General features: G+C 62.9%; 3 protein-coding genes. All 3 read left to right on the top strand.

Annotated features, from left to right (window positions below):
* Positions 1-1254, top strand: a 1254-nt coding sequence (gene dnaA / locus ACPUER_RS35715; RefSeq protein WP_425133441.1) for a chromosomal replication initiator protein DnaA, incomplete at its 5' end; no start/stop codon positions are given.
* 169 nt (positions 1255-1423) lie between these two features.
* Entirely contained in the window at positions 1424-2530 is a 1107-nt protein-coding gene (gene dnaN / locus ACPUER_RS35710) for a DNA polymerase III subunit beta (RefSeq protein WP_059605245.1), read from the top strand.
* A 191-nt stretch (positions 2531-2721) separates the two neighbouring features.
* Complete coding sequence (gyrB, locus tag ACPUER_RS35705; RefSeq protein WP_425133440.1) at positions 2722-5196, top strand: DNA topoisomerase (ATP-hydrolyzing) subunit B; 2475 nt, start codon at positions 2722-2724, stop codon at positions 5194-5196.
* The last annotated feature ends 448 nt before the right edge of the window (positions 5197-5644 follow it).

Here is a 5644-nt window from a genome sequence, read left to right as displayed (position 1 = left end):
GCCACGGTGGCCGCGATCGCCGCGAACCTGACCGCGCATGCCGCGGCTGCGCCCGCCGCGCCGGCCGACGTGCCGATGACGCCGTCGGCGGCTGCCGCGCACCACCTGAACGCCGACGACGCCGATATCGACCTGCCGAGCCTGCCCGCGCACGAAGCGGCCGCCGGCCGCCGCACGTGGCGCCCGGGCCCCGGTGCCGCGCCCGCCAACGGCGAAGCCGATTCGATGTACGAGCGCTCGAAGCTGAACCCCGTGCTCACGTTCGACAACTTCGTGACCGGTAAGGCGAACCAGTTGGCGCGCGCCGCCGCGATCCAGGTCGCGGACAACCCCGGCATCTCGTACAACCCGCTGTTCCTGTACGGCGGCGTCGGCCTCGGCAAGACCCACCTGATCCACGCGATCGGCAACCAGCTGCTGCTCGACAAGGCCGGCGCGCGGATCCGCTACATCCACGCCGAGCAATACGTGTCGGACGTGGTGAAGGCGTACCAACGCAAGGCGTTCGACGACTTCAAGCGCTACTACCACTCGCTCGACCTGCTGCTGATCGACGATATCCAGTTCTTCTCCGGCAAGTCGCGCACGCAAGAGGAATTCTTCTACGCGTTCGAGGCGCTGGTCGCGAACAAGGCGCAGGTGATCATCACCAGCGACACGTATCCGAAGGAGATCTCGGGGATCGACGATCGCCTGATCTCGCGCTTCGACTCGGGCCTCACCGTCGCGATCGAGCCGCCCGAGCTGGAAATGCGCGTCGCGATCCTGATGCGCAAGGCGCAGTCGGAAGGCGTGAACCTGTCGGAAGACGTCGCGTTCTTCGTCGCGAAGCACCTGCGCTCGAACGTGCGCGAACTCGAAGGCGCGCTGCGCAAGATCCTCGCGTATTCGAAGTTCCACGGCCGCGAAATCTCGATCGAGCTGACCAAGGAAGCGCTGAAGGACCTGCTGACCGTGCAGAACCGGCAGATTTCGGTCGAGAACATCCAGAAGACCGTCGCCGACTTCTACAACATCAAGGTCGCCGACATGTATTCGAAGAAGCGTCCGGCGAACATCGCGCGGCCGCGGCAGATCGCGATGTATCTCGCGAAGGAACTCACGCAGAAGAGCCTGCCGGAAATCGGCGAGCTGTTCGGCGGGCGCGATCACACCACCGTGCTGCACGCCGTGCGCAAGATCGCCGACGAGCGCAGCAAGGACGCGCAGCTCAACCACGAGCTGCACGTGCTGGAACAGACGCTGAAGGGCTGAGCGCGCGGGCGCGCTTGATAATTCGGCATCCGCCCCAAATTAAGGGGGGCGGTTCGGTTTTGAGGCACAATACTGGTTTGACCGCTCCGGCGGTGGCGGGCCAAGAGCCCGGCCGGCGGGGCGCTGCGTGGCTGCTGCGCTGCAGGCCGTTACTCAACGAAGGAACTCTATGCAACTGGTCAAGACCGAACGAGACACCCTCCTCAGGCCGCTGCAAACGGTCAGCGGCATCGTCGAACGCCGCCATACGTTGCCGATCCTCGCCAACCTGCTGATCACCAAGAACGGCCCGGACGTTTCGTTCCTGTCGACCGACCTGGAGCTGCAGATCACCACGCGCGCCGATTTCGGCGTCGGCGGCGACCAGGTGGCCACCACCGTCGCGGCCCGCAAGCTGCTCGACATCCTGCGCGCGATGCCGGACGGCCAGGTCACCCTGTCGCTCGCCGACAAGCGCCTCACCGTTCAATCGGGCAAGAGCCGTTTCGCACTGCAAACCCTGGCGGCCGACGAGTTCCCGACCGTCGCGCAGGCGAAGGATTTCGGCGCCACCCTCACCGTCCCGCAGAAGTCGTTCCGCCAGCTGCTCGGCATGGTGCACTTCGCGATGGCGCAGCAGGACATCCGCTACTACCTGAACGGCATGCTGCTCGTCGTCGACGGCGACCAGCTGATGGCCGTGGCCACCGACGGCCACCGCCTCGCGTTCTCGTCGATGAAGATCGAAGGCGGCACGTTCGGCCGCCAGGAAGTCATCGTGCCGCGCAAGACGATTCTCGAGCTGCAGCGCCTGCTCGAGGACATCGACGACACCGTCACCATCGACATCGCGCAAACCCAGGCCAAGTTCACGTTCGGCCAGGTCGAGCTCGTGTCGAAACTCGTCGAGGGCAAGTTCCCCGACTTCCAGCGCGTGATCCCGAAGGCGCACAAGAACACGTTCGAGATCGGCCGTGAAGAACTGCAGCGTTCGCTGCAGCGTGCGGCAATCCTGACCTCGGACAAGTTCAAGGGCGTGCGCTGCATCATCGCACCGGGTCAGCTGAAGATCATGTCGACCAACGCCGATCAGGAAGAGGCGCAGGAAGAACTGGAAATCGCCTACCAGGGCGACACCGTCGACATCGGCTTCAACGTCACGTATCTGCTCGACGTGCTCGCGAACCTGAAGGTCGACACCGTGCAGGTGAGCCTCGGCGACGCCAGTTCGAGCGCGCTGATCACGGTGCCCGAGAACGACGAGTTCAAGTATGTCGTGATGCCGATGCGCATCTGACGCGCTCGACATAGCGACACACACCAGGGGGCGGCAAGCCCCTTTGGCGTTTTTATGGCGAACCGACAACCCGTCCCTTTGGTGCCCTAACGGCACCTCGGACGGGCCAGGAAACTGGAGCGGCCCGGCGATTTCTCGCTGAAACGCACCGCGCCGCCACGAGAGTGGCCTCGCAGAACCGGAAGATATCCATGAGTGAACAGCACAATTCGCAACCCGATAACAGCAGCTACGGCGCCTCGTCGATCCAGATCCTCGAAGGTCTGGAAGCGGTGCGCAAGCGCCCCGGGATGTACATCGGCGACACGTCGGACGGCACCGGTCTGCATCACCTCGTGTTCGAGGTGCTCGACAACTCGATCGACGAAGCGCTGGCCGGGTACTGCAACGACATCCAGGTGACGATTCACGTCGACAACTCGATTACCGTGACCGACAACGGCCGCGGGATTCCGACCGACGTGAAGATGAACGACAAGCACGAGCCGAAGCGCAGCGCCGCCGAGATCGTGATGACCGAGCTGCATGCCGGCGGCAAGTTCGACCAGAACAGCTACAAGGTGTCCGGCGGCCTGCACGGCGTGGGCGTGTCGTGCGTGAACGCGCTGTCGAGCTGGCTGCGCCTCACCGTGCGCCGCAACGGCAAGAAGCATTTCATGGAGTTCCATCGCGGCATCGCGCAGGACCGCGTGCTCGAGAAGGTGGACGGCGTGGAAGTGTCGCCGATGCTGGTGACCGGCGATACAGAGAACCGCGGCACCGAAGTGCACTTCATGGCCGATCCGACCATTTTCGGCACGGTCGAGTATCACTACGACATCCTCGCGAAGCGCATGCGCGAGCTTTCGTTCCTGAACAACGGCGTGCGGATTCGCCTGACCGACCTGCGCAGCGGCAAGGAAGACGATTTCGCGTTCGCCGGCGGCGTGAAGGGCTTCGTCGAGTACATCAACAAGACGAAGACCAACCTGCATCCGACGGTTTTCCACGCTATCGGCGAGAAGGACGGCGTGGGTGTGGAAGTCGCGATGCAGTGGAACGACAGCTACAACGAGAACGTGCTGTGCTTCACGAACAACATTCCGCAGCGCGACGGCGGCACGCACCTGACCGGCCTGCGGGCCGCGATGACGCGCGTCATCAACAAGTACATCACCGACAACGAAATCGCGAAGAAGGCCAAGGTCGAAACGACCGGCGACGACATGCGCGAAGGGCTGTCGTGCGTGCTTTCCGTGAAGGTGCCGGAGCCGAAGTTCAGCTCGCAGACGAAGGACAAGCTGGTTTCGTCCGAAGTGCGGGCGCCGGTGGAAGAAGTCGTCGCGAAGGCGCTGGAAGAGTTCCTGCTGGAAACGCCGATCGACGCGAAGATCATCTGCGGGAAGATCGTCGAAGCCGCGCGTGCGCGCGATGCGGCTCGGAAGGCGCGCGAGATGACGCGCCGCAAGGGCGTGCTCGACGGCGTCGGCCTGCCGGGCAAGCTCGCGGACTGCCAGGAGAAAGACCCGGCGAAGTGCGAAATCTACATCGTCGAGGGCGACTCGGCAGGCGGCTCGGCCAAGCAAGGGCGCGACCGCAAGTTCCAGGCGATCCTGCCGCTGCGCGGCAAGGTGCTGAACGTCGAGAAGGCGCGCTACGACAAGCTGCTGTCGTCGGAGCAGATCGTGACGCTGGTCACGGCGCTCGGGTGCGGGATCGGCAAGGACGATTACAACCTCGACAAGCTGCGCTATCACCGCATCATCATCATGACCGACGCGGACGTCGACGGTGCGCACATCCGGACGCTGCTGCTCACGTTCCTCTATCGCCAAATGCCGGACATGATCGAGCGCGGGTATGTGTATATCGCGCAGCCGCCGCTTTACAAGATCAAGGCGGGCAAGGACGAGCGGTATCTGAAGGATGATGTGGAGCTGAACGCGCATATGCTGCGGTTGGCGCTGCAAGGGTCGGAGCTGGTGCCGGGCGAGAATGCGGCGGCGATTTCCGGCGATGCGCTCGGGGAGCTGGCGCGGTCGTATCTGCTGTCGCAGAGTGTGATCGATCGGTTGAGCCGGTTGTATGACCCGGCGGCGCTAGAGGCGATCATGGACGGGGTGGCGATCGATCTTTCCAACGAGGCTTCGACGGAGGCTTCGGCGAAGGCGCTGCACGCTGCGTTGCATGACGAGGCTTTGAAGAACGAAGTGCGTGTGGTGCCTTCGTATGACGCCGTTCGCGAACAACGGTCGCTGCATGTCGAGCGTACCCATCACGGGAATGTGCGGGTTTCCGTTATCGATCAGGAATTCCAGCACACGGCGGATTATCAGCAGCTCGTGGCTACGGCGAATACGTTCACGGGGCTTATTGGGGAAGGTGCGGTCATCAAGCGTGGTGAGCGCAGCATGGCCGTGACGGACTTCAAGAGCGCGATGAAGTGGTTGCTTGCCGATGCGGAGCGGAACGTTTCGAAGCAGCGGTATAAGGGGCTCGGGGAGATGAACCCCGGGCAGCTGTGGGAAACGACGATGGATCCGGCGGTGCGGCGGTTGCTGCGTGTGCAGATCGAGGACGCTATTGCCGCGGATGGGATCTTTACTACGCTCATGGGGGATGATGTGGAGCCGCGACGGGCGTTTATTGAGTCGAATGCGTTGCGGGCGGGAAATATTGACGTTTGAGACTGCCCATTGCCGTAGGGCGCCAGAGTAAGTGCGACTGGCGCCACATTTTTGCGACTGTACGCCAAAGTTAGTGCGACTAGCCTACCGTCGAGCGTCATTCCCGTTCCTTCGAAAGTCGGGCTGCGATCGTAATCCGCAGGTCCGCGGGTCAAGTCCCTGATTCGCCACCAGTTGTAAGGGAAGCCGCTGATCCGAAAGGGTTAGCGGCTTTTTTCTTGTCTGGCGTTGTCGCAGGTGTCACACCGTGGTGTCACACAGGAGACAGGTGTTTGCGAGGATGAAGGCAATGGGGCCCAGCGACGACGACCTCATCCAGGTCGAGCTTTTCTTCAAATTCGACTTCGACGAGGATAACTAGTGTCCCGTTCCGCTGATTCGCGAACAAAGTCTATGCAGCTTTTCGAGGATGGAGTCGGCTGAGGCGGTCCAGACGAACGGTTTGCAG

Source organism: Burkholderia sp. DN3021, from assembly GCF_049805555.1.
Classification (GTDB): Bacteria; Pseudomonadota; Gammaproteobacteria; order Burkholderiales; family Burkholderiaceae; genus Burkholderia; species Burkholderia pyrrocinia_C.
The sequence above is the reverse complement of the archived record's forward strand: the minus strand, read 5'-3'. Positions and strand labels throughout refer to the sequence as shown.